Annotated in this window: 21 protein-coding genes; 8 read left to right on the top strand and 13 right to left on the bottom strand. The window is 73.2% G+C overall.

The window, feature by feature from the left end:
• Positions 1 to 64: 64 nt before the first annotated feature.
• Positions 65 to 679 carry a CGNR zinc finger domain-containing protein gene (locus tag AB0M29_RS08660; RefSeq protein ID WP_365381039.1) on the bottom strand — a complete coding sequence of 205 codons (615 nt, stop codon included), beginning with the start codon at positions 677 to 679 and terminating at the stop codon, positions 65 to 67.
• 58 nt (positions 680 to 737) lie between these two features.
• Between AB0M29_RS08660 and AB0M29_RS08655 the strand changes: the two genes are divergently transcribed.
• Both AB0M29_RS08655 and AB0M29_RS08650 read left to right on the top strand, forming a co-directional pair.
• Positions 738 to 1,391, top strand: coding sequence for a pyridoxal 5'-phosphate synthase (locus tag AB0M29_RS08655; protein ID WP_365380919.1), 654 nt, complete (start codon positions 738 to 740; stop codon positions 1,389 to 1,391).
• Positions 1,382 to 2,095, top strand: coding sequence for a maleylpyruvate isomerase family mycothiol-dependent enzyme (locus AB0M29_RS08650; RefSeq protein ID WP_365380917.1), 714 nt, complete (start codon positions 1,382 to 1,384; stop codon positions 2,093 to 2,095). Before AB0M29_RS08655 ends, AB0M29_RS08650 begins: the two co-directional genes overlap by 10 nt.
• A 41-nt stretch (positions 2,096 to 2,136) precedes the next feature.
• Here AB0M29_RS08650 and AB0M29_RS08645 read toward each other — a convergent pair whose 3' ends face one another.
• The 5 genes from AB0M29_RS08645 to AB0M29_RS08625 all read right to left on the bottom strand — a co-directional run bounded on the left by AB0M29_RS08645 (position 2,137) and on the right by AB0M29_RS08625 (position 6,561).
• The gene (locus AB0M29_RS08645) at positions 2,137 to 2,376 is read right to left on the bottom strand and encodes a DUF397 domain-containing protein (RefSeq protein WP_365380914.1); all 240 of its coding nucleotides are present in this window, start codon (positions 2,374 to 2,376) and stop codon (positions 2,137 to 2,139) included.
• A gap of 121 nt (positions 2,377 to 2,497) precedes the next feature.
• A complete protein-coding gene (locus AB0M29_RS08640) occupies positions 2,498 to 3,664 on the bottom strand; it encodes a thiolase domain-containing protein (protein WP_365380911.1) in 1,167 nt (388 codons plus the stop codon).
• 4 nt (positions 3,665 to 3,668) lie between these two features.
• Positions 3,669 to 4,727 carry a thiolase domain-containing protein gene (locus AB0M29_RS08635; protein WP_365380908.1) on the bottom strand — a complete coding sequence of 353 codons (1,059 nt, stop codon included), beginning with the start codon at positions 4,725 to 4,727 and terminating at the stop codon, positions 3,669 to 3,671.
• Positions 4,728 to 5,705, bottom strand: coding sequence for an OB-fold domain-containing protein (locus tag AB0M29_RS08630; RefSeq protein ID WP_365380905.1), 978 nt, complete (start codon positions 5,703 to 5,705; stop codon positions 4,728 to 4,730). It abuts the gene before it with no gap.
• 49 nt (positions 5,706 to 5,754) lie between these two features.
• Entirely contained in the window at positions 5,755 to 6,561 is an 807-nt protein-coding gene (locus AB0M29_RS08625) for a crotonase/enoyl-CoA hydratase family protein (RefSeq protein ID WP_365380902.1), read from the bottom strand.
• Positions 6,562 to 6,746: 185 nt separating this feature from the next.
• On the opposite strand from AB0M29_RS08625, the gene AB0M29_RS08620 reads away from it, so the two are divergent.
• The 5 genes from AB0M29_RS08620 (at position 6,747) to AB0M29_RS08600 (ending at position 11,238) form a co-directional block, all read left to right on the top strand.
• Entirely contained in the window at positions 6,747 to 8,381 is a 1,635-nt protein-coding gene (locus AB0M29_RS08620; RefSeq protein ID WP_365380899.1) for an acyl-CoA synthetase, read from the top strand.
• A gap of 139 nt (positions 8,382 to 8,520) precedes the next feature.
• The gene (locus AB0M29_RS08615; RefSeq protein ID WP_365380896.1) at positions 8,521 to 9,099 is read left to right on the top strand and encodes a TetR/AcrR family transcriptional regulator; all 579 of its coding nucleotides are present in this window, start codon (positions 8,521 to 8,523) and stop codon (positions 9,097 to 9,099) included.
• A 74-nt stretch (positions 9,100 to 9,173) separates the two neighbouring features.
• On the top strand, positions 9,174 to 9,773 hold the full coding sequence (locus AB0M29_RS08610; RefSeq protein ID WP_365380893.1) for a DUF4865 family protein: 600 nt from the start codon (positions 9,174 to 9,176) through the stop codon (positions 9,771 to 9,773).
• Between the two features lie 68 nt (positions 9,774 to 9,841).
• A complete protein-coding gene (locus tag AB0M29_RS08605) occupies positions 9,842 to 10,267 on the top strand; it encodes a carboxymuconolactone decarboxylase family protein (RefSeq protein WP_365380891.1) in 426 nt (141 codons plus the stop codon).
• Entirely contained in the window at positions 10,264 to 11,238 is a 975-nt protein-coding gene (locus AB0M29_RS08600; protein WP_365380888.1) for a phosphotriesterase, read from the top strand. The genes AB0M29_RS08605 and AB0M29_RS08600 overlap by 4 nt, the downstream gene beginning before the upstream one ends.
• Before the next feature lie 217 nt (positions 11,239 to 11,455).
• Here the strand turns inward: AB0M29_RS08600 and AB0M29_RS08595 are convergent, their stop codons facing one another.
• On the bottom strand, positions 11,456 to 12,265 hold the full coding sequence (locus tag AB0M29_RS08595) for an endonuclease/exonuclease/phosphatase family protein (RefSeq protein WP_365380886.1): 810 nt from the start codon (positions 12,263 to 12,265) through the stop codon (positions 11,456 to 11,458).
• A gap of 65 nt (positions 12,266 to 12,330) precedes the next feature.
• On the opposite strand from AB0M29_RS08595, the gene cpt reads away from it, so the two are divergent.
• Positions 12,331 to 12,867 (top strand): chloramphenicol phosphotransferase CPT, encoded by a 537-nt coding sequence (cpt, locus tag AB0M29_RS08590; RefSeq protein WP_365380883.1) that lies wholly within the window; start codon positions 12,331 to 12,333, stop codon positions 12,865 to 12,867.
• A gap of 21 nt (positions 12,868 to 12,888) precedes the next feature.
• Here cpt and AB0M29_RS08585 read toward each other — a convergent pair whose 3' ends face one another.
• From AB0M29_RS08585 to AB0M29_RS08560, 6 genes are all read right to left on the bottom strand, one after another.
• Positions 12,889 to 13,611, bottom strand: coding sequence for an alpha/beta hydrolase (locus AB0M29_RS08585; RefSeq protein ID WP_365380881.1), 723 nt, complete (start codon positions 13,609 to 13,611; stop codon positions 12,889 to 12,891).
• A 28-nt stretch (positions 13,612 to 13,639) separates the two neighbouring features.
• Complete coding sequence (locus AB0M29_RS08580; RefSeq protein WP_365380879.1) at positions 13,640 to 15,193, bottom strand: acyl-CoA synthetase; 1,554 nt, start codon at positions 15,191 to 15,193, stop codon at positions 13,640 to 13,642.
• A gap of 52 nt (positions 15,194 to 15,245) precedes the next feature.
• Entirely contained in the window at positions 15,246 to 16,355 is a 1,110-nt protein-coding gene (locus tag AB0M29_RS08575; RefSeq protein ID WP_365380876.1) for a nitronate monooxygenase family protein, read from the bottom strand.
• A gap of 102 nt (positions 16,356 to 16,457) precedes the next feature.
• Entirely contained in the window at positions 16,458 to 18,683 is a 2,226-nt protein-coding gene (locus AB0M29_RS08570) for a serine/threonine-protein kinase (protein ID WP_365380873.1), read from the bottom strand.
• 81 nt (positions 18,684 to 18,764) lie between these two features.
• Positions 18,765 to 19,631, bottom strand: coding sequence for an oxygenase MpaB family protein (locus AB0M29_RS08565; protein WP_365380871.1), 867 nt, complete (start codon positions 19,629 to 19,631; stop codon positions 18,765 to 18,767).
• Between the two features lie 23 nt (positions 19,632 to 19,654).
• The gene (locus AB0M29_RS08560) at positions 19,655 to 20,833 is read right to left on the bottom strand and encodes an acyl-CoA dehydrogenase family protein (protein ID WP_365380868.1); all 1,179 of its coding nucleotides are present in this window, start codon (positions 20,831 to 20,833) and stop codon (positions 19,655 to 19,657) included.
• Positions 20,834 to 20,996: the final 163 nt, after the last annotated feature.

The following is a 20,996-nucleotide window of genomic DNA, read 5'->3' as shown; positions in this document are numbered from 1 at the left end:
ACCGCCCCGAAGCCACCGTGCGCCCTGTGTGCGCCCCTGTTACCCGCCGTAAAGCGCCCCCGCCTCAGCCGGGCGGCTGTCCCTCCTTACGGCGCGCGTGATGCCGCGCGACCCGGGCCCGGTTGCCGCAGGACGGCTTGCACCACTCCTGCCGCGCGTGCTCCTTGACGAAGTACCGCACACACCGCGGCGCGGGACACGCCCGCAGCAGCTCGCGCCGGGGCCCCGCCAGGAAGGCGATCGCGGAACGGGCGAGAGCGGCGGCCAGCCGCTCGCTCTCCACGGCGCCTTCCCGCACATGGTGCGAGGCCACCGGCAGCCCCTCGTCGGGCCAGTCCAGACACGGGCTGACGGGCACCCGCGCGGACGCCGCGTTGAGCCGCTCCAGCGCCTCGCCTGCCGACGGCAGCCGCCCGGCATCAGCGGAACTCGGCGGCCCCGGCCGCACCGCCCGCGCGAACAGCGTCCGCACCGCCGTCCGCACCGCGACCACCGCCACCCGCACCTCCTCGTCCGCCGTGAAGCCGTCCGCCCCCACATCGGCCCCGAGCGCGTCCGCGTGCGCACGTACCCAGAGGGTCAACCCGTCCGGCGTGGCGAGGTCATCGGCCACACCCCCGTGCCCGTCGTGCCGGATGGTGACGGCCAGATCGAGTGCGAGGCCCTCCGGCGATCCCATACCTTCCATGAGCTAATGCTATCTTCACCAAAGACCGTTAACCCACGAGGGGGTACCTGTGTCCGACCTGCGCGAGACACTCCGCGCACTCGAGGTCTTCGACGGCGCCCTGCCGACGTTCGACACCTCCGAACTCCCCGCCGACCCGCATGAGTTGTTCATCGCCTGGCTCCTGGCCGCGGTACGCCAGGGCGTCCGCGAGCCGCACGCGATGACCCTGTCCACCGTCGACGCCGACGGCGACCCGGCCGCCCGGGTCCTGATCCTCAAGAACGTCTCGCCGGACGGCTGGGAATTCGCCGCCGACTCCACCAGCCCCAAGGGCCGCGACCTCGCCGCCCACCCCTCGGCGACCCTCACCTTCTACTGGCCCGCCCTCGCCCGCCAGATCCGCGTCCGCGGCGGCGTCACCACGGCGCCCCCCGCCGCCAGTGCCGCCGACTTCCTCGCCCGCTCCCCCAGCGCCCGCGCCGAGGCCCTGCTCGGCCGCCAGAGCGGCCCCCTCCCCGACACCACCGCCCGCGACACGGCCGTACGCGCCTCCACCGCCCGCGTCACCGCCGAGCCCGACCTGATCTCCCCCACCTGGACCCTTTACGCCCTGCACGCCACCACCGTGGAGTTCTGGCAGGGCGACCCCGACCGCAACCACACCCGCGTCAACTACCGCCGCACCGAAGGCACCTGGGAGCGAGGTCTGCTATGGCCGTGACCACCCCGAACTCCACCTTCCCCCCAGCCGACACGCAGGCCGCCCTCACCACCGGCCAGAACCGCCTGCGCGCTCTGCTCCCCACCCTCACCGACGAAGCGCTCCGCGCCCCGAGCGCCCTCCCCGGCTGGACCAGGGGCCATGTCCTCACCCACATCGAAGGCGTCGGCCTCGCCCTCGCCCGCCAGGCCCGCTACGCCCTGCGCGGCGCCCAGGTCGACCTGTACGACGGCGGCCGCCCGGCCCGTGACGCCGCGATCGAGGCCGGACACGGCCGCCCCGCAGCGCAGTTGAGCTCGGCGCTGGAGGAGGCACTCGACGAGATCGAAGCATCCTGGTCCGCCGTCGAGCCCACCGACTGGACCCGCCCGGTCCGCCACCGCGACGGCACCCTCGAAACCGCCGCCCAGGCATGGTGGCGCGAACTGGAGATCCACACGGCCGACGCCCTACTCGGGCCCACCCCCCGCGACTGGACGCTCCCCTTCTGCGCCCACCTGATCACCTACCTGTCCCCCCGGCTGCCCCACGGCCACAGGGTCACCCTCACCGCGACCGACAACGACGACTCGTGGACCTTCGGAGAGGGCCGCCCGGTGACAGTGACCGGCCCCGCCGCCGACCTCGCCGCCTGGCTCGCGGGCCGCCACCCCAGCACTCCGCTGACGGGCGACCCGATCCCGCCGCTCTCCGAGTGGCCGTGACGCGTGTGCCCGGCCCGCCTCCGCGTGCCGGGCACGTCACCTCAGGTCAGATCGAACTCCCCGTCACGCGCCCCCAGCACAAAGGCCCGCCACTCCGCCGGAGTGAAGATCAGCGCCGGACCCTCGGGGTTACGCCCGTCGCGCATCGCGATGTACCCCTCGACGAAAGCGATCTGCACGTCACCCGTGCCTTGGCTGCTGGAAAGCCATTCCGCGTCCGTCAGGTCGACCTGCGGCTTCTTCCCGTTGGTCAACGGCTGTCCGATGGTGCTTTCGGCCACGTCCGCTCTCCTCCCACGTCGTCGTCCGTGCCTCAGCCTATCCACCGCGGCAGCGCCCTACACAAGATGCGAGAACCGGCCCCCACAACAGCCTCTCGTCAGGTAGAACCCGCAGAACCCGTCACGTGGAAGGAGCCTCGCTTCCCACCACCCACATGGCGAAGAACTGGGAGCCACCCCCGTACGCGTGCCCCATCGCCCGCTGCGCACCCGGCACTTGGTGCTCCCCGGCCAGCCCTCGCACCTGAAGTGCCGCCTCGGCGAAGCGAATCATGCCGGAGGCGCCGATCGGATTGGTGGACAGGACGCCACCCGAAGGATTGACCGGAAGGTCGCCGTCGAGTTCGGTGACACCGGACTCGGTGAGTTTCCAGCCCTCGCCCTCGGCGGCGAAGCCGAGGTTCTCCAGCCACATCGGCTCGTACCAGGAGAAGGGCACGTACATCTCGACGGCGTCGATCTCCCGCCGCGGCTCGGTGATCCCGGCCTGCCGGTAGACATCGGCGGCGCAGTCCCGCCCGGCCCGCGGACTGACGTAGTCCTTGCCCGCGAACATGGTGGGCTCGCTGCGCATCGCGCCACCGTGCACCCACCCGGGCGGCCGCGGCGAACGGGCCGCGCCCTGCCGGTCGGTGAGCACCATGGCGCAGGCGCCGTCGGAGGACGGGCAGGTCTCGGAGTAGCGGATGGGGTCCCACAGCATGGGCGAGGACTGCACCTTCTCAAGGGTGATGCCGGTCTCGTGCAGATGGGCGTAGGGGTTGAGGAGGGCGTTGCGCCGGTCCTTGAAGGCGACGAGGGAGCCGACGGACGACGGCGCGCCGGTGCGCCGCATGTAGGCGCGTACGTGGGGGGCGAAGAAGCCGCCCGCGCCGGCCAGCAGCGGTTGCTGGAACGGTACGGGGAGCGACAACCCCCACATCGCGTTGGACTCCGACTGCTTCTCGAAGGCGACGGTGAGGACGGTGCGGTGCACCCGGGAGGCGACGAGACCGGCGGCGACCAGCGCGGTGGAGCCGCCGACCGAACCCGCGGTGTGGACCCGCATCATCGGCTTGCCGACGGCGCCGAGCGCGTCGGCGAGGTACAGCTCCGGCATCATGACGCCCTCGAAGAAGTCGGGCGCCTTGCCGATCACGACGGCGTCGACGTCCGCCCAGTCCAGTCCGGCGTCGTCGAGGGCGCGGCGGGCCGCCTCCCGGACGAGACCGGCGATGGAGACGTCATGGCGGGCGGCGACATGCTTGGTCTGGCCGACCCCGACGACGGCCACGGGCTCCTTGGGCATGCGGCTACTCCCCTTCCAGGACGGCCACGAGATTCTGCTGCAGGCACGGCCCCGAGGTGGCGTGGGCCAGGGCCCGCGTCGCGTCGCCGCGCTGGATACGGGCGGCGGCCTCGCCGAGCCGGATCAGCCCGGCCGCCATCACGGGGTTGGCGGCGAGCGGGCCGCCCGACGGGTTGACCACGGTCGCGCAGTCGGGCGCGTCGAGCCGCAGCGCCCGGCGCAGCACGACCTCCTGCGAGGTGAAGGGCGCGTGCAGCTCGGCGGTGTCGACGGGGGCGGTGAACACCCCGGCGCGTTCGGCGGCGAGGCGGGTCGAGGGTGAGTCGGTGAGGTCGCGCACGCCCAGCGCGGGCGCCTCGATGCGGTGGTCCATGCCGCGGATCCAGGCGGGCCGCTCGCACAGCCGCCGCGCGGTGTCACCGGCCGCGAGCACCACCGCGGCGGCGCCGTCGCCGACGGGCGGGCAGTCGTGACGGCGCAACGGGCTGACGACGTACGGGCCTTGGTCCGGCGCGGTCTCCACCGCCGTCACCTGGGCGTAGGGATTGCCGCGGGCGGCGGTGCGGTTGCGGGCGGCGATACCGGCGAGTTCGGCCTCGTCGGTGATCCCGGCGTCGAGCAGCGCCCGCGCCTGGAGCGCGGCCAGGGCGACGGAGTCGGGCCACAGCGGGGCCGCGTAGTAGGGGTCGAGCTGCCGGGTCAGCACCGAACGGACGTCGCCGGGCGACGACTTGCCGTAGGAGTAGACCAGCGCGGTGTCGGCCTCGCCGGTGAGGAGCTTCACCCACGCCTCGTACAGCGCCCAGGCGCCGTCCATCTCGACATGGGACTCCGGGATCGGTGGCCAGGCGCCGACGCCGTCGAGGGCCATGGTGAAGGAGAAGGCCCGCCCGGCGAGGTAGTCGGAGGAGCCGGAGCAGGTGAAGCCGATCTCACCGGCGGCCAGCCCGGTCCGCTCCAGCACGTCGTGCAGTACCGGCATCAGCAGTTCGACCTCGGAGACCTCGTCGGTGCTGCGGCGGCAGGGCGACTGCGCGAAGGCGACGATGGCGACGTCCCGCATCTAGACCAGCTCCCGGTAGGTGTCGTAGTCGGCGTCCGGCTCTCCCGTGGGCCGGTAGTGGTCGGGGTAGCGGCCGCCCTCGGTCCACACCGGCTCGACCCGCAGCCCCATCCGCACCTGGTCGTACGGGATGCCGCCGATCCGGCCGTGCAGCGCGAGGTCGGCGCCGTCGAGCGCGATGTGCGCGTAGACGTAGGGGACTTCGATGTCGAGGGCCTTGAGATGCTGGCTCTTGATGTTGACGATGCAGAAGGTGGTGACCGTGCCGGCCGGGCCGACCTCGACCTGTTCGTCGGTGGCGACGCCGCAGGTGGGGCAGGCGCCGCGCGGCGGCACATAGACCTTGCGGCACTTGGGGCAGCGCTCTCCGGTGATGCGCTGCTCGGCGGCGGCCCGGAGGTAGCGGGTCTGGGCGCGGCCGGGTGTGTGGGTGTAGTCGAGGCGTGCGGTGGCGACGATGCCGGTGACGGGGCTGTCGAACCGCCCGTCGTGGGCGACGGCCGTGGCGGCGGCGGGCGGTTCGTCGGCGGCGCAGGGCTCGAAGCAGGCGATGTCGGTGATCGCGCCCTCGCGCCGCTCCGCCCAGCGGATCCGGACCCGCATACCGGTGCGGACGTGTGCGGGGCCGGGCGCGTCGAGCGCGTGCAGCAGGGCGGTGTCGGCGCCGTCGAGGCGTACGAGGACCCAGGCGAAGGGGGTGGCCAGCGGCTGCTGCGGGCGGGGGGTGGGGTTCCAGGCCCAGGTGGTGACGGTGCCGGTGGCGCCGACCTCGACCAGTTCGCGCAGTTCGGCGGCGGTCGCCGGGTCGTACTCGACGGGGGGCACCAGCACCCGCCGGTCGCTGGTGCGTACGCCGAGCACCGTGCGCAGCCGCAGACCGCTGAGGAAGGCGCTCTGCACGGGGCCCAGCGAGCGGGTGAAGGGGAACTCGACGACGAGCGGGGCGCGGAGCACGTCCGGTGCGGTACCGGATGTCATGGGCTGCCTCCTTGGTGACGATCTGTCAGGGGGGCTGTCAGGGGGGCTGTCAGGCGCGGCGGAAGACGGGCGGCCGCTTCTCGGCGAAGGCGCGGGGGCCCTCCTTGGCGTCGGCGGTGGCGAAGACCGGCCAGCCGCGGTCGAGTTCGAGCTTCAGCCCCTCGGTCTCGGTCAGTTCGGCGCTGTCGTAGACGCACGCCTTGACGGCCTCGACGGCCAGCGGCCCGTTGGCGTTGACGAGTTCGGCGATCTCCAGGGCCTTGTCCAGGGCCGTGCCGTCGGGCACCACATGGCCGATCAGGCCGATCTCCAGGGCTTCGTCCGCGGTGTACGGGCGGCCGGTGAGCAGCATCTCCAGGGCGTGGGTGCGGGCGATCTGCCGGGCGAGGCGGACGGTGGAGCCGCCGATCGGGAACAGCCCGCGCCGCACCTCGTACAGCCCGAAGACCGCGCTCTTGCCCGCGACCCTGATGTCGGTGCCCTGGAGGATCTCGGTGCCGCCGGCCACGCACGGCCCCTCGACCGCGGCGATCACCGGCTTGCGCGGTCTGTGGTGCCGCAGCATGGCCTTCCAGTGCAGGTCGGGGTCCTCCTTGAGCCGGTCCCTGTACTGCTGACCCGCCGCTCCGCCGCCACCCTCGGACAGCGCCTTGAGGTCCATCCCGGCGCAGAAGGCGCCGCCCGCGCCGGTCAGCACGACCGAGCGGATGTCGTCGTCCTCGTCGGCGCGCAGCCAGCCGTCGTAGAGGCCGACGAGCATCGGCAGCGACAGTGCGTTGCGCGCCTCGGGCCGGTTGAGGGTCAGCACCAGGGTCGCCCCGGCGCGTTCCACGGTGAGGTGTTCCGTACCGTCCATGGGCCACTCTCCTTCGTCCGGTACTGGAACAGGTTGCAGTAACCGCGGTGGCAGGACAAGGATTTTCTGACTACTCGTCAGATTTCTTGCACGGGAGCCCTTCCCAGTGCGCGCCGGGGACGTTCTAATGACCGCCAGGACCGGCTGGACAGGCCCTGGTCCACCGATGCGGGGCTGGAGGCACTGTGGAGTACAACCTTGCCGACCTGTTCGAGTCGGTGGCCGACGTGGTCCCCGGCCGAGAAGCGCTGGTGTACGTCGACCATCCCGGCACCGGCGCGGAACGGCGGCTGACCTATGGCGAGTTCGACGCGGCGGCCAACCGGCTCGCGCACCATCTGACCGCTGCGGGCCTGAAGCCCGGCGAGCACGTGGGGCTGCACCTCTACAACGGCGTCGAATATCTGCAGACCGCGTACGCCTGCCTGAAGGCGCGGCTGGTGCCGGTGAACGTCAACTACCGCTATGTGGCCGACGAGTTGGTCTACCTGTACCGGGACGCGGATCTCGCGGCGCTGGTCTTCGACGGCGAGTTCACCGACCGGGTGGCGGCGGCGCTGCCGCAGACCGAGCGGCTGCGCCATCTGATCCGGGTCGGGACCACTCCCCCGGACGCCACCGAACCCGCTCTGGCGCCGGTCGCCTTCGCCGACGCGGAGGCGTCGGGCTCGCCCGAGCGGGACTTCGGGCCGCGCTCGGCCGACGACCAGTTCGTGATCTACACCGGCGGCACCACCGGCATGCCCAAGGGCGTGATGTGGCGTCAGGAGGACCTGTTCTTCTCCGGGATGGGCGGCGGCGCGCCGACCGGCGAGCCCGTCAAGCGCCCGGAGGAACTGGCCGAGCGGGTCGCGGCCGGCGGCGACGGACTGGTCTTCTTCCCCACCCCGCCGCTGATGCACGGCACGTCGACGCTCACCGCCTTCATCGCCTTCCACTTCGGCCAGAAGGTGGTCGTGCACCGGAAGTTCGCCCCGCACGAGGTGCTGCGCACCATCGAGCGGGAGCGCGTCACCAGCGTCTCGCTGGTCGGCGACGCGATGCTCAGGCCGCTCGCCGACGCGCTGGCCGGCCCGCTGCGCGGCACCGACTGCTCCTCGCTGTTCACGCTGTCGAGTTCGGGCGCGATCATGTCGGAGACGGTGCGGGACCAGTTCCAGGCACTGGTGCCCGGTGTGCTGATCCTCAACAACTTCGGCTCGTCGGAGTCCGGTTTCAACGGCACCGCCACCGCCGACTCGGGCCCCGACCGCGGCTTCCGTATCGAGGTCGGCGCGAACATCGCGGTGGTCGACCTCGCCACCCTCGAACCCGTCGCCCCCGGCGAGCCCGGCCGGATCGCGCTGCGCGGCCACGTACCGCTGGGCTACTACAACGACCCCGCCGCGTCCGCCGAGACCTTCTTCGAGCGCAACGGCGAGCGCTGGGTGCTGCTCGGCGACATGGCGACCGTCGACGCGGACGGCGTGGTGACCGTACTCGGACGCGGCTCGCAGTGCATCAACACCGGGGGCGAGAAGGTGTATCCGGAGGAGGTCGAGGAGGCGCTGAAGGCGCACCCGGACGTGTACGACGCGCTGGTCGCGGGTGTGCCCGACGAGCGGTGGGGCAATCACGTGGCCGCCGTGGTGCAGCCGCGCGAGGGTGCGGGCCCGCTCACCCTGGAGTCGGTGCAGGCGCACTGCCGCGCCCGGCTGGCCGGTTACAAGATCCCGCGCAGCCTGGTGCTGACCGACCGCATCCAGCGCTCACCGAGCGGCAAGGCGGACTACCGCTGGGCCCGCGCGGTCGCCGTACGCGAGGCGGAGGCGGCGGGATAGCGGCACTTCGGGGAAGGCGCCCACGGGGCGGGCGCCTTCCCCGTGGGCGTCCTCCGCGAGGACGTGCCCGGGGCGGCGGCGGACGTCCGCCGCCCCGCTCCTCCTGGATTCTGTACCTACTAGTATGTACACTCACCTCATGGACACCGCGGAACGGTTGATCGAGAGCGCCCAGGAACTCCTGTGGGAGCGCGGCTACGTCGGCACCAGCCCCAAGGCCATCCAGGAGCGGGCAGGCGCCGGGCAGGGCAGCATGTACCACCACTTCCGTGGCAAGCCCGATCTGGCGGTGACCGCGATGCGGCGCAGCGCCGAGCAGCTGCGGGCGCTGGCCGAGCGGCAGTTCGCCGACGGCGGCACGGCGCTGGACAAGGCGTCCGGCTACCTGCTGCGCGAGCGCGACGCGGTGCGCGGCTGCCGGGTCGGCCGGATGGCGATGGACCCCGACGTGCTCGACAGCGACGACCTCCGCGCGCCGGTACGGGAGACGTTCGCCTGGCTGTGCGAGCGGCTGGCCGGCATCGTCGCCGACGGCATCGCCAGCGGCGAACTGCGCCCGGACCTCGACCCGGTGGACACCGGCGCCGCTCTCGCCGCGGTCGTACAGGGCGGATACGTACTCGCCCGCGCCGCCGACTCGCAGGAGCCCTTCGACCGGGCGGTCCGCGGCGCCACCGCGCTGCTCGCGGCGGCCCGCGTCACCGGCCCGTCCGCGTAACCACCCGCCGCCCACCGGAGACGGCAGCCGCCTACCGCGCCACAGCACAGCACACCGACGGGGAGTCAGCACCCATGCACGCCATGAACTACCGCATCACCCTGCCCGCGGACTACGACATGAAGATCATCCGTCGCCGGGTGGAGACGAAGGGGCATCTGCTCGACGGCTTCCCCGGGCTCGGCCTGAAGGCGTATCTGATCCGCGAGCGCGGGGTCGACGGGTCGCCCGTCAACGAGTACGCGCCGTTCTATCTGTGGAACACCGAGCGGGGTATGAACAGCTTCCTGTGGGGCCCGGGGTTCCAGGGGCTCGTCGACGACTTCGGCCGCCCGGTCGTCCAGCACTGGACCGGTCTCGGCTTCGCCCGCGGACCCGCCTTCGCCCGTACACCGCGCACCGCCACTCGCCGCGTGCGGCCGCTGGGTCCCGGCGACGCGCACGCCGCCGTGATCGACCGCGCGCTCGACGACCTGGCGGAGCAGGCCGCACACCCCGGGGTGCACAGTGCGGCCGTGGCCATCGACCCGCGCCACTGGGAACTGCTGCACTTCACGCTCCGGGAGGACGGGGCGCCCCAGGAGGCGCTGGTGGACGGCACCGAGGAGCACTTCCAGGTGCTGCATCTGTCGGCGCCCGGGCTGGACGCGATCGAGACCGGGCGGCAGTGGTGACGACAACAGCCGCGCGGCACACGCGGGACGACAGGGAAGCAGCCGGGGACATGAAGGAGAGCAGAGGCATGAAGCAGGCCACCGTCGATCGCGAGGCCGGGTACCGGCTGCTCGGTGAACTGGCGGGTCCCGCCACCGTCGAGGGCACCCTGGCCGGGCTCGACGCCCTCGCGCCGGGCTTCCCCGACTGGATCGTCACCAGCCTCTTCGGCGGCACCTACCAGCGCGAGGGGCTCGCCCTGCGCGACCGGCAGATAGCCACCCTGGCCGCCCTCACGGCCTTCGGCGGCGTCGAGCCGCAGCTCGACGACCATGTGCGCAACAGCCTGCGGATCGGGATGTCGCCCCAGGAGATCGTCGAGGTGATGGTGCACCTGGCGCCGTACGTGGGCGTGCCCAAGGCGCTGGCCGGACTGCGGGTCGCCGCGGCGGCGTTCGCCGACACCGAGGACGCCGTCACCGGGGACGCCGCCGCCGAGGGGGCGACGGCGTGAGGACGGTCCGTACGGTCCTCGGTGACATCGCGCCCGACCGGCTCGGGGTGTTCGACGCCCACGACCACCTCTTCCTCAGCAGTCCCGTACTGGCCGGGCAGGAACTGGACGACGCGGAGGCGGCGGGCGCCGAACTCGCCGCCTACCGCGCGCTCGGCGGTGAGGGACTCGCCCAGTGGACGCCCTTCGGCATGGGGCGCAGGGCCGCCGAGCTGCCCGCGCTCTCCCGTACGCACGGCGTGCACGTGGTGGCCGCCACCGGGCTGCACCAGGCGGTGCACTACCGGCCGGAGTTGCTGGAGCGGCTGCGCGAAGGCGGGGGCCTCGCCGCGTTCTTCACCGCGGAGCTGACCCGCGGGATGCACGAGGGCGACGACCCGGACGGGCCGCGCGGCGCCGCGAAGGCCGGGATGATCAAGGTCGCCGGGATGTACCACGGCCTCGACGGCCACACCCGTGAGGTGATGGCGGCCGCCGCCGAGGCGCACCACGCGACCGGTGCGCCGATCGGTGTCCACCACGAGCTGGGTACGGCCGCCGTGGACGTGCTCGGGCTGCTGCACGGCGAGGCCGCAGTGCCCGTCGAGAGCATTCTGCTCGGCCATCTCAACCGCTTCCCCGACCCGGGCGTCCACCGTGAACTGGCCGCCTCCGGTGCGTTCCTGGCCTTCGACGGGCCCACCCGGGCCCACCACGCCACCGATTGGCGGCTCGTGGACAGCGTGGTGGCTCTCGCCGAGGCCGGGCACCTCCACCAGATCCTGCTCGGCGGTGACACCACCTCCTCCGCCGGTCGCGCCGCGACCGGCGGCGGCCCCGGCCTTCCGTACCTCCTCCGCACCCTCCGGCCCCGTCTCGAACGTGAACTCGGCTCCGCCGGCGCCGAGGCCATCTTCCTCCACAACCCCGCCCGCGCCTTCTCCACCGCCTGGCGCAACTCGCCTCGCGCGGCGGAGGACCTAGCCCCGTAGGGGCGCGGGGAAGCGCGCTGCGCTTGCGGAGGCCCAGGCACCGGACGTGCCCCGTCAGGGGCGCGGGGAACTGCGCGACCAGCCCATGACCGGGCTGCAGGTCACCACCGGCCCCAATGGGGCAGACGCGTTGTTTTCGGGCCACCGGCCCGGTGGGGGCGGGCCGCGCAGTTCCCCGCGCCCCTTCGGGGCACAGGTCCTCCGCAAGGGCACCCGGCTAGGGAGCGAGCTCGGCGATGACGGCGGCGTGGTCGGAGGGCCAGGTGCCGGCTACGGGGCGGTCGGCGGTGCGCCGGGCGGCGCGGATGCGGCCGCGGCCGCCGGGGCCGGGGACGCCGACGAGGATGTAGTCGATACAGCTGGGCCGGTCGCCGAAGTTGACCGAGTCCCGGTGGGCGATGTCCCAGGTGCCGTGCGGCAGCGCGGGATCGGCGAAGCGCCAGGCGTCGAGCAGTACGAGACCGGGCACGGCGGGAGCCGTCTTGTAGCCGCCGATCAGCCGGACCTCGTCGAAGTCGGCTTCGGCGTTGAAGTCGCCGGTCACCACGGGCGGATGCCCACCCTCGGCCGTCCGCTCGGCGACGAAGGCGGCCAGCTCCCTGACCTGGGCGCAGCGCACCGCCGACTGCGCGATCCCGGAGTTGAGGTGGGTGGTGAAGAACGGCAGCGGCCCGCCGGGGGCGTCGATCAGCGCGTACAGCGCGGTCTTCCCGTCGTCGGGCTCGTCGCCTGCGGGGAGCCGCCGCTCGGCCGTCTCCAGCAGGGGGTGGCGGCTGAGCACCGCGACACCGACGTCGACCGAGGTGTCGCCGCCGTTGCGCCGGTGCCAGCGGTCCTGGACGGGCGAGCGCGACCAGGTCCACTCCATGCCCAGCTCGTCGGCCAGCCACCCGGCGAGGTTCTCGTCCGCGCTCCCCCACACCTCCTGCAGGCCCAGGACGTCGGGCCGCTCCTCGCGCAGGACGTGCAGGATCGCGTCCCTGCGCCGCTGCCAGGGGCCGAACCGCCACCACAGGTTCCATGTCATGATCCGCACGGTGCGGTTGTCGTTATCCACTCGCCCGTTCCCCTCGCCGCGCATACGGTGGTCGGGTGTCCACTCAGGTGATCATTCTCAACGGAGGTTCCAGTTCGGGGAAGTCCGGTATCGCGCGCTGTCTGCAGGCGGTGCTTCCGCAGCCGTGGCTGACGCTCGGCGTCGACACGCTGTACGCCGCGATGCCCGCGCACCTGCGGGACTCCGACGAGGGGATCGCCATCGGCGCCGACGGTTCGGTGTCGACCGGTGACGAGTTCAAGCTCCTGGACATAGCGTGGGCGCAGGGCATCGCGGCGATGGTACGGGCCGGGGCCAGGATCGTCGTGGACGAGGTGTTCCTCGGCGGGGCCTCCTCCCAGCAGCGCTGGCGCACCGCGCTGACCGGCCTCGACGTGCTGTGGGTGGGCGTCTACTGCAGCCCGGAGGTGGCCGCGGGGCGGGAGACCGCGCGCGGCGACCGGGTCGTGGGCATGGCCCGCTCCCAGGCCGAACTGGTGCACCGCGGCGTGGTCTACGACCTGGAGGTCGACACCAGCCGCTCCGAGTCGCTGGCCTGCGCCCGTACGATCGCCGCCCGCGTCATCGCCTGACCGCCGTCGTACGAAGAGCCGCTAGCCCACCGCACCGCCCGGCGCGGCGGGGTCGGCGGCGAGGAAGGCCCGCACCTCCCGCAGGAAGTCCCCGGGGCGCGCGTCGTGCACCGTGTGCCCGGCGTCGAGGGTGACGATCCGGCAGTCGGGGATGCGCGCGGCGGTCGCGGCGAGCTGGTCCTGCCGCAGATGGCTGGTGGGGCCGCCCGCCACGATCAGGGTCGGCGCGGTGATCGCGGTCAGCTCCTCCCACCAGCGCGGGTCGGGGGCGTTGCGCTGCTCCGCGACGGCGGGCAGCAGCCGCCAGTCGTACGGGGTCGGCCCGTCGGGGCGTTCCGGCACCGGGCGCGGCGGGTCGGCGGGGAACGGCAGCGGGCCCTCCTCCAGCACCAGCCGCGTCACGGCCGCGGGCCGTTCCATGGCCACCAGCGAGGCGACCGCCGCGCCCAGCGAGTGGCCGACGAGGGTCACCTGCGGCAGCCCGAGGGCGTCCAGGAAGGCCAGCACGTCGTCACGCATCCGCGCGAAGGCGTAGTCGCCCGGGTGCCCGCTGCCGCCGTGGCCGCGCAGGTCGAGGGCGTGGGTCCGCCATCCGTCGGCGGCCAGCGCGGCGGACACCGCCCGCCAGGAGGTGCGGTCCTCGCCGAGGGCGTGCAGCAGCACGAGCGGCGGCCCGTCGTCGGGTCCGGCCGCCTCGTGGGCGAGCCGGACCCCGTTCGCCTCTGTCGTCAGGAGTTCGTCCACGCCCCGAGGCTACGCGGCCGGGGGCCGCTCACAGCGGACGTTCGCGCTCGGCCCAATAGGGCTCGCGCAGCCGCCGCTTGTAGAGCTTGCCGTTGGGGTCGCGCGGCATCTCGGCGATGAAGTCGACGGTCCTGGGCCGTTTGTACGCGGCGAGGTGCCGGGCGCAGTGGGCGAGGATCTCGTCGGCCAGCGCCGGCCCCGCGGGCTGCCCGGGTGCGGCCTCGACGACTGCCTTGACCTCCTCGCCCCAGTCGTCGTGCGGGATGCCGAAGGCGGCGGCGTCGGCGACGGCCGGGTGGGTCAGCAGCGCCGCCTCGATCTCGGCCGGGTAGATGTTGACGCCGCCGGAGATGATCAGGTCGATCTTGCGGTCGCGCAGGAAGAGGTAGCCGTCCTCGTCGAGGTAGCCGAGGTCGCCGACGGTGAAGAAGTCCCCGATGCGGTTGGACCGGGTCTTGTCGGCGTCCTTGTGGTAGCTGAAGCCGCCGGTCCTCATGTGGATGTAGACCGTGCCGACCTCGCCGGGCGGCAGCCGCGTGCCCTCGTCGTCGTGGATGGCGATCTCACTGATCGGCCAGGACTTCCCGACGGTGCCCGGCTTCTTCAGCCAGTCCTCCGCGGAGGCGAAGGTGCCGCCGCCCTCGCTGGCCGCGTAGTACTCCTCCACGCACGGGCCCCACCAGTCCAGCATCGCCCGCTTGACGTGCTCGGGGCAGGGCGCGGCGCCGTGGATGGCGTGCCGCATCGAGGAGACGTCGTAGCGCGCCCTTACCTCGGCGGGCAGTGCCAGCAGCCGGTGGAACTGGGTGGGCACCATGTGGGTGTGCGTGCAGCGGTACCGGTCGATGACCCGCAGCATCTCCTCGGGGGTCCACTTGTCCATCAGCACCACGGGGTGGCCGATGTGCAGCGCCGCGCCCGCGAACTGCAGCACTGCGGTGTGGTAGAGCGGCGAGCAGACCAGGTGCACGTTGCCGTCGAAGGGCTTGATGCCGAAGATGCCGAGGAAGCCGCCGAGGTAGGTCTCCTCGGGCGGCTTGCCGGACAGCGGGCGGCGGATGCCGCGCGGGCGTCCGGTGGTGCCCGAGGTGTAGTTCATCACCCAGCCGCTGGTGCGGTCGCCGGGCTCGGTGACGGGCTGGCCGTCGAGCAGGTCCGCGTACGGCCGGAAGCCCTCGATGGCGCCGACCGCGTACCGCCGCCCGGCGGGCAGCCCCGCCTCGTCGGCGGCGTCCCGTGCCGCCTCGGCGAACCGCTCGTGGGCGACCAGCACCTTGGCGCCGGAGTCGGCGAGTATCCAGCCGATCTCGGGTGCCACGAAGTGGTGGTTGACCGGCACCAGGTAGAAACCGGCCTGGAAGGCGGCGAGATAGGCGGTGAAGATCTCGACGCCGTTGGGCAGCACGACGGCGAACGCGTCGCCCCGCTCCAGCCCGGCCGCGCGCAGCCCGTGCACGAGCTGGTTGGAGGCCGCGAGCAGCCGTCCGGCGCTCCACTCCTCGCCGTCCGGCGCGGTGAGTACGGTGCGGCCGGGGTCCTGTCCGGCCTGTGCCCAGAAGCCGTTGGGCGTGGACGTGCTCATCCGGTCCTCCTCAAGCGGGGCGTTCGGTGGGGCGATCACGGTGGTGCGGTGTTCAGCGGGTGTCGCGTCCGGCGATACGGTTCAGCCGGTCCATGGCGCGTTCGAAGCCGCGGGTGAGGTCGTCGAAGACGGCCTGGACGGGACGTTCCTCGGTCATCGCGCCGACGATCTGGCCGACGGGTGTGCCGAGCAGCGGGCCGATCTCGTAGCGCTGGATACGGGAGACGGCGTCGGCGACGAGCAGGCCCTGCAACGGCATGGGCAGCGGCCCGGGGCCCGCCGGGTCCTCCCAGGCGTCGGTCCACTCGGTACGCAGCTGCCGGGCCGGTTTGCCGGTCAGGGCGCGGGAGCGGACGGTGTCGCCCGAGCCCGCGGCCAGGAGTTTGCGGGTCAGGGCGCGGGAGTGCAGCTCCGCCTCGGTGGTGGTGAGCCAGACCGAGCCGAGCCAGACGCCCTGCGCGCCGAGCGCGAGCCCGGCGGCGACCTGCTCGCCACTGCCGATGCCGCCCGCGGCCAGTACCGGCAGCGGGTCCACGGCCTTCACCACCTCGGGGACCAGCACCATCCCGGCGATCTCGCCGGTGTGGCCGCCCGCCTCGTAGCCCTGGGCGACCACGATGTCGATGCCCGCCTCCTGGTGGTGCCTGGCGTGCCGGGCGCTGCCCGCGAGCGCGGCGACCAGCACCCCGTGGTCGTGGGCGCGGCGCACCACGTCGGGGGGCGGTGAGCCGAGCGCGTTGGCGAGCAGCCTGATCGGGTATCCGAAGGCCACGTCGAGCTGGCTGCGGGCGACCTGGTCCATCCAACCGGTGATCCGCCAGCCCGCGGGGTCGCCGGGGTCGAGCGCGGGCACGTCGTGCTTGGCGAGCAGCGCCTCGACGTACGCGCGGTGCTGGGGCGGGATCATCGCCTCGACGTCGGCCTCGGTGACGCCCTCGACCTTCTTGGCGGGCATCACGACGTCCAGCCCGTACGGCCGCCCGTCGGCGTGCTCGGTCAGCCAGTCCAGGTCGCGGGCCAGGTCGGCGGCGGCGGAGTAGCGCACCGCGCCCAGCACGCCCATCCCGCCCGCCCGGCTGATGGCGGCGGCGACCGCGGGGAAGGGCGTGAAGCCGAAGATGGGCCGCTCGATGCCCAGCCGTGTGCTCAGCTCGGTCTCCATGGGTGGCAGGATGCCCCAGCCCGTGGGGAGAGGGAAGAGATTTTCTGACGCAGTGTCAGTTTTCTGTGGCGGGCGGGCCGGGGCGAGGCCCGGACGCCGCCGTCACAGCCGCTCGGGCGCCCCCTGCTGCTGGTCGGCGACCCGGCGGTAGAGGGCCTGCGCCTCGGCGGTCCTGCCCAGCTGCTCCAAGCAGTGCGCCTCGTCGTTGCGACTGGTCAGGGTGTCGGGGTGGGTCGGGCCGAGCACCTGCTCGCGGGCGGCGGCGACCTCCTGGTAGACGGTCAGCGCGCTGGGCCAGCGGCCGAGCCAGCCCAGTCCGACCGCTATCTCCCGCTTGCTGACCAGAGTGTCGGGATGGGTGCCGCCGAGCACCCGCTCGCGGACCGCGGCCACGTCGCGCGCCTCGGCCAGGGCGCGGTCCCAGTGGCCGAGCCGCCCCAGGTTGACGCCGAGCGCGTGCCGGGCGCGCAGCGTCTCGGCGTCGGCGGAGCCCACGGTCCTGGTGCGGGCGGCGACCAGGTCCTCGTACAGCGTGAGCGCGTCCGCGCTGCGGCCGAGGCGCCCGAGGCAGATCCCGGTCTCGTACCGCGCGGCCAGGGTGTCGGGGTGGTCGGCGCCCAGGCTGCGGGCCCGGGCGGCGGCCACCTCGCGGTAGGTGTCGAGCGCTTCGGCCCAGCGCCCCGACTGCCCCAGCGCGTATCCCACCTCGAACCGGGTGACCAGGGTCTCCGCGTGGTCGGCGCCCAGCACCCGGGCGCGCGCGTCGGCCACTTCGACGGCCTTCGCGTACGACTCCTCGGCGCGGCCCAGCCGCCCGAGGTTGAAGGCGAGGTTGTGCTTGCAGTGCAGGGTGTCGGGGTGCTCGGGACCGACGGTGCGCTCCCGGGCGGCGAGCACCGCCGAGTAGACCTGGTGCGCCTCCAGATGGCGGCCGAGCCTGCCCAGGGCGTACGCCGCCTCGTGCCGGGCCACCAGGGTGTCGGGGTGGTCGGGGCCGAGCACCCGGCGGCGGACGTCCGCCACGTACTCGTACAGCCGCAGCGACTCCTCGATCCGGCCGAGCCGGGCCAGGCAGAAGGCGGCCTCGTGGCGGCTGGCCAGGGTGTCGGGGTGCTCGGTGCCCTGCGCGCGGTCGCGGGCGGCGGCCACCGAGGTGTGCAGGTCGTACGCCTGGCGCCAGTTGCCGATCCGGCCGAGGTCGATGCCCTCGGTGTGCCGGGCGGCGAGCGCGGCCAGGGTGTCGGGGCCCGCGGCGGCGGCCAGCGCGCGGGTCGACCAAGCGCCGGTGATCTCGTGCTGCGGCGGGGCGGGGACGCGGTGCGCCCGGGTGGAGCGGGCGGGCGAGCCGGTGGTCAGCCGGGTGGCCCAGGAGGGCAGCCCGGCGGGGGGCGCCGCGAGGGCCGAGGCGCTCGCGGCGGCCCGCATCGCCTTCAGCCTGCCGCTCACGTCCGCGGCGTCCTGCGGGCGGTCCTCGGGGTCCTTGGCGAGCAGGTCGAGGATGAGCCGCTCCAGCTCGACGGGCAGCTCCGGGCGGTGGGTGCGCGGCGGCTCCGGCTCGGTGTCGCGGTGGCCGACCAGGATCGACCAGGCGTCCTCCAGGTCGAACGGCGGCGCCCCGGTGGCCAGTTCGTACAGCACGCAGCCGAACGAGTAGAGGTCGCTGCGGTGGTCGACCTCGGAGCCACCGCCGATCTGCTCGGGCGACATGTAGTGCGGGGTGCCCATCGCCAGGCCGGTGCCGGTGAGCCGGGAGGTGAAGCCGATGTCGTGGCCGAGCCGTGCTATCCCGAAGTCGCAGATCTTCACGGCCCCGTCGGACAGCCGGATGATGTTGGCCGGTTTCAGGTCGCGGTGCACGATGCCCTGGTCGTGGGTGTACGCGAGCGCGTCGGCGACCTGCTCGGCGATGTCGGTGATGTCGGGGACCGGCAGCGGGTGGCGGCGCGAGTCGTCCAGCACCTGGAGCAGATTGCGGCCGTCGAGCAGCTCCATCACCAGGTAGAGCACGCCGTCGTGCTCGCCGAAGTCGTGGACGACGGTGACGCCGCGGTGCTGCAGCCCCGCGGCGACCCGGGCCTCCCGGCGGAAGCGCTCCTGGAGGATGCGGGTGAAGCCCGCGTCGCCGGTGTGCCCGGAGTGGCCGGCGGGCTTGAGGCACTTGACGGCGACCCGGCGGCCCAGCGACTCGTCCAGGGCGCGCCAGACCTCGCCCATGCCGCCGCGCCCGATCAGCTCGTGCAGCCGGTACCGCTGCTGGATCAGGGAGTTCTGGCCGTCAGGAGCCCGGCCCTGCGCCTGCTGGTGTCCCTCATGATGTCCCGCAGCCATCACGTGCCGTCCCGCCCCCGGTGGTCCTGGTGCTTCCCCGGTCCCAGTATGGCCGCGACCGCCGACAACCGGGACCTCGCGTCAGGGCGTACCGGTGGCCGCCGCGCGCAACCGGTGCACCGAGGGGTGCGTACCGGGCCCGAGACGGCCGACCGCCTTCAGGATATGGCCGGGCGGCAACTGCCAGCGCAGACCCGCCGGGATGGTGCGCAGCAGGCGTCCGGTGACGCGCAGCCGCCTGGTGGTGGCGGCCTCGGACGGCGGCTGGCCGCCGTACAGCTCGTGCGCGAACGGCGGCAGCGCCGCGTAGGCCGCCCCCGCCACCTGCTGCCACAGCGCCATCCGTACCGGCACCAGCGCCCGGGGCACGGGCGGCGCCTTGAGGAAGCGGGTGACCTCGTACGACTCGGTGGTGGCGGCCAGCTCCGGCCGGGTCTTCTCGAAGTACCGGGCCAGCTCCGTGGTGTCGGCGGGCACCGTCTCCGGGTCGAGGCCGACCAGCCGGGCCGCCACCCTCTGCTCGTCCACGTAGGCGTCGGCCTGCGCGTCGGTGAGCGGGAAGCCCGAGCGGCGGGCGACGTGCAGATAGGAGTCGATCTCCGCGCAGTGCACCCACATCAGCAGGTCGGGTTCGTCGACGCCGAAGGTCTCGCCGGTGTCCGGGTCGGTGGCGGAGAGCCTGCGGTGGATGCCGCGGATCCGGGCGCCCGCGCGCTCGGCGGCCGCCGTGGTGCCGTAGGTGATCTCGCCGACGAAGGAGGCGGTGCGCAGCAGCCTTCCCCAGGCGTCGCGGCGGAAGTCGGAGTTCTGCACCACCCCGCGCACCGCCCGCGGGTGCAGCGCCTGCAGGTACAGCGCCCTGACCCCGGCGACCCACATGATGGGGTCGCCGTGCAGCTGCCAGGTCACCGAGTCGGGGCCGAACAGCCCCGGGTCCTTCTCACGCATGGCGGCCTCCTCCGCCGTCTACGTTAACGTCGCACGCGGGGCATGCCGAGGCCGATCCAGGAGATGATCTCCCGCTGGATCTCGTTGTTGCCGCCGCCGAAGGTGAAGATGACGGCGCTGCGGTAGCCGCGTTCCAGCTCTCCGTGCAGCACCGCGCCCGCGGAGCCCTCCTTGAGCGGTCCCGCGGCGGCGGTCACCTCCATCAGCCAGGCGTAGGCGTCGCGGCGGGCCTCGCTGCCGTAGACCTTCACCGCGGAGGCGTCCTGGGGGGTCAGGGTGCCCCGCTGGAGGGCGTCCACCATCTGCCAGTTGAGCAGCTTCATGGCGTCCAGCCGGGCGTGCGTACGCGCCAGCCGGCCGCGGACCCAGCCGAGGTCGATGACCCGGCGGCCGTCGCAGAGCTTGGTGTCGGCGGCCCAGCGCTGGACGTCGTGCAGGGCGCGGATGGCCATGGTGCCGTGCGCGGCGAGGGTGACGCGCTCGTGGTTGAGCTGGGTGGTGATCAGCCGCCAGCCCTTGTTCTCCTCGCCGACCCGGCGGCTCACCGGCACCCGGATGCCGTCGTAGTAGCTGGCGGTGGTGTCGTGCGAGGCCAGCGTGTTGATCACGGTGAAGGTGTAGCCGGGGTCGGTGGTCGGCACCAGCAGGATGCTGATGCCCTTGTGCGGCGGCGCGTCGGGGTCGGTGCGCACCGCGAGCCACACCCAGTCGGCGGTGTCGCCGTTGGTGGTCCAGATCTTCTGGCCGTCGACCACGTAGGCGTCGCCGTCGCGCACCGCGCGGGTGCGCAGCGCGGCGAGGTCGGTACCGGCGTCGGGCTCCGAGTAGCCGATGGCGAAGTCGATCTCGCCGGCCAGCACCTTCGGCAGGAAGTACGCCTTCTGCTCCTCGGTGCCGAACTGCATGATCGTCGGTCCGACGGTGTTCAGCGCCATCAGCGGCAGCGGCACCCCGGCCTGCGCGGCCTCGTCGAAGAAGATGAACTGCTCCATCGGCGACATCCCGCGCCCGCCGTACTCCTCCGGCCAGCCGACGCCGAGCCAGCCGTCCGCGCCGAGCGTGCGGATCGTCTGCCGGTAGAAGGACTTCCGGGCGGCGGGGTCGTCATGGCGGGCGTACGCGTTGTCCGGTACGAGACCGGCGAAGTACGTACGCAGCCGGGCCCGCAACCGCTGCTGCTCGGGCGTGTATTCGAGGTGCACGGCCCCTCCTGGACTCTTCGGGACTCTCCGTGGTGTTCCGGTCGCTCCGCAGTGCCGCCGGACACAGTAGAACGTGTTCCATTAATTCGGAAGGGCGGTGCGACCGCGGGACTGACGCGATGTCAGTGGGGTCTGCCACTCTGAGTACGTACGTGATGCCACT

Origin of the sequence: Streptomyces sp. NPDC051976 (assembly GCF_040680795.1) — a bacterium.
Taxonomy (GTDB): Bacteria; Actinomycetota; Actinomycetes; order Streptomycetales; family Streptomycetaceae; genus Actinacidiphila.
This window is presented reverse-complemented; position numbering and strand designations above follow the sequence as displayed.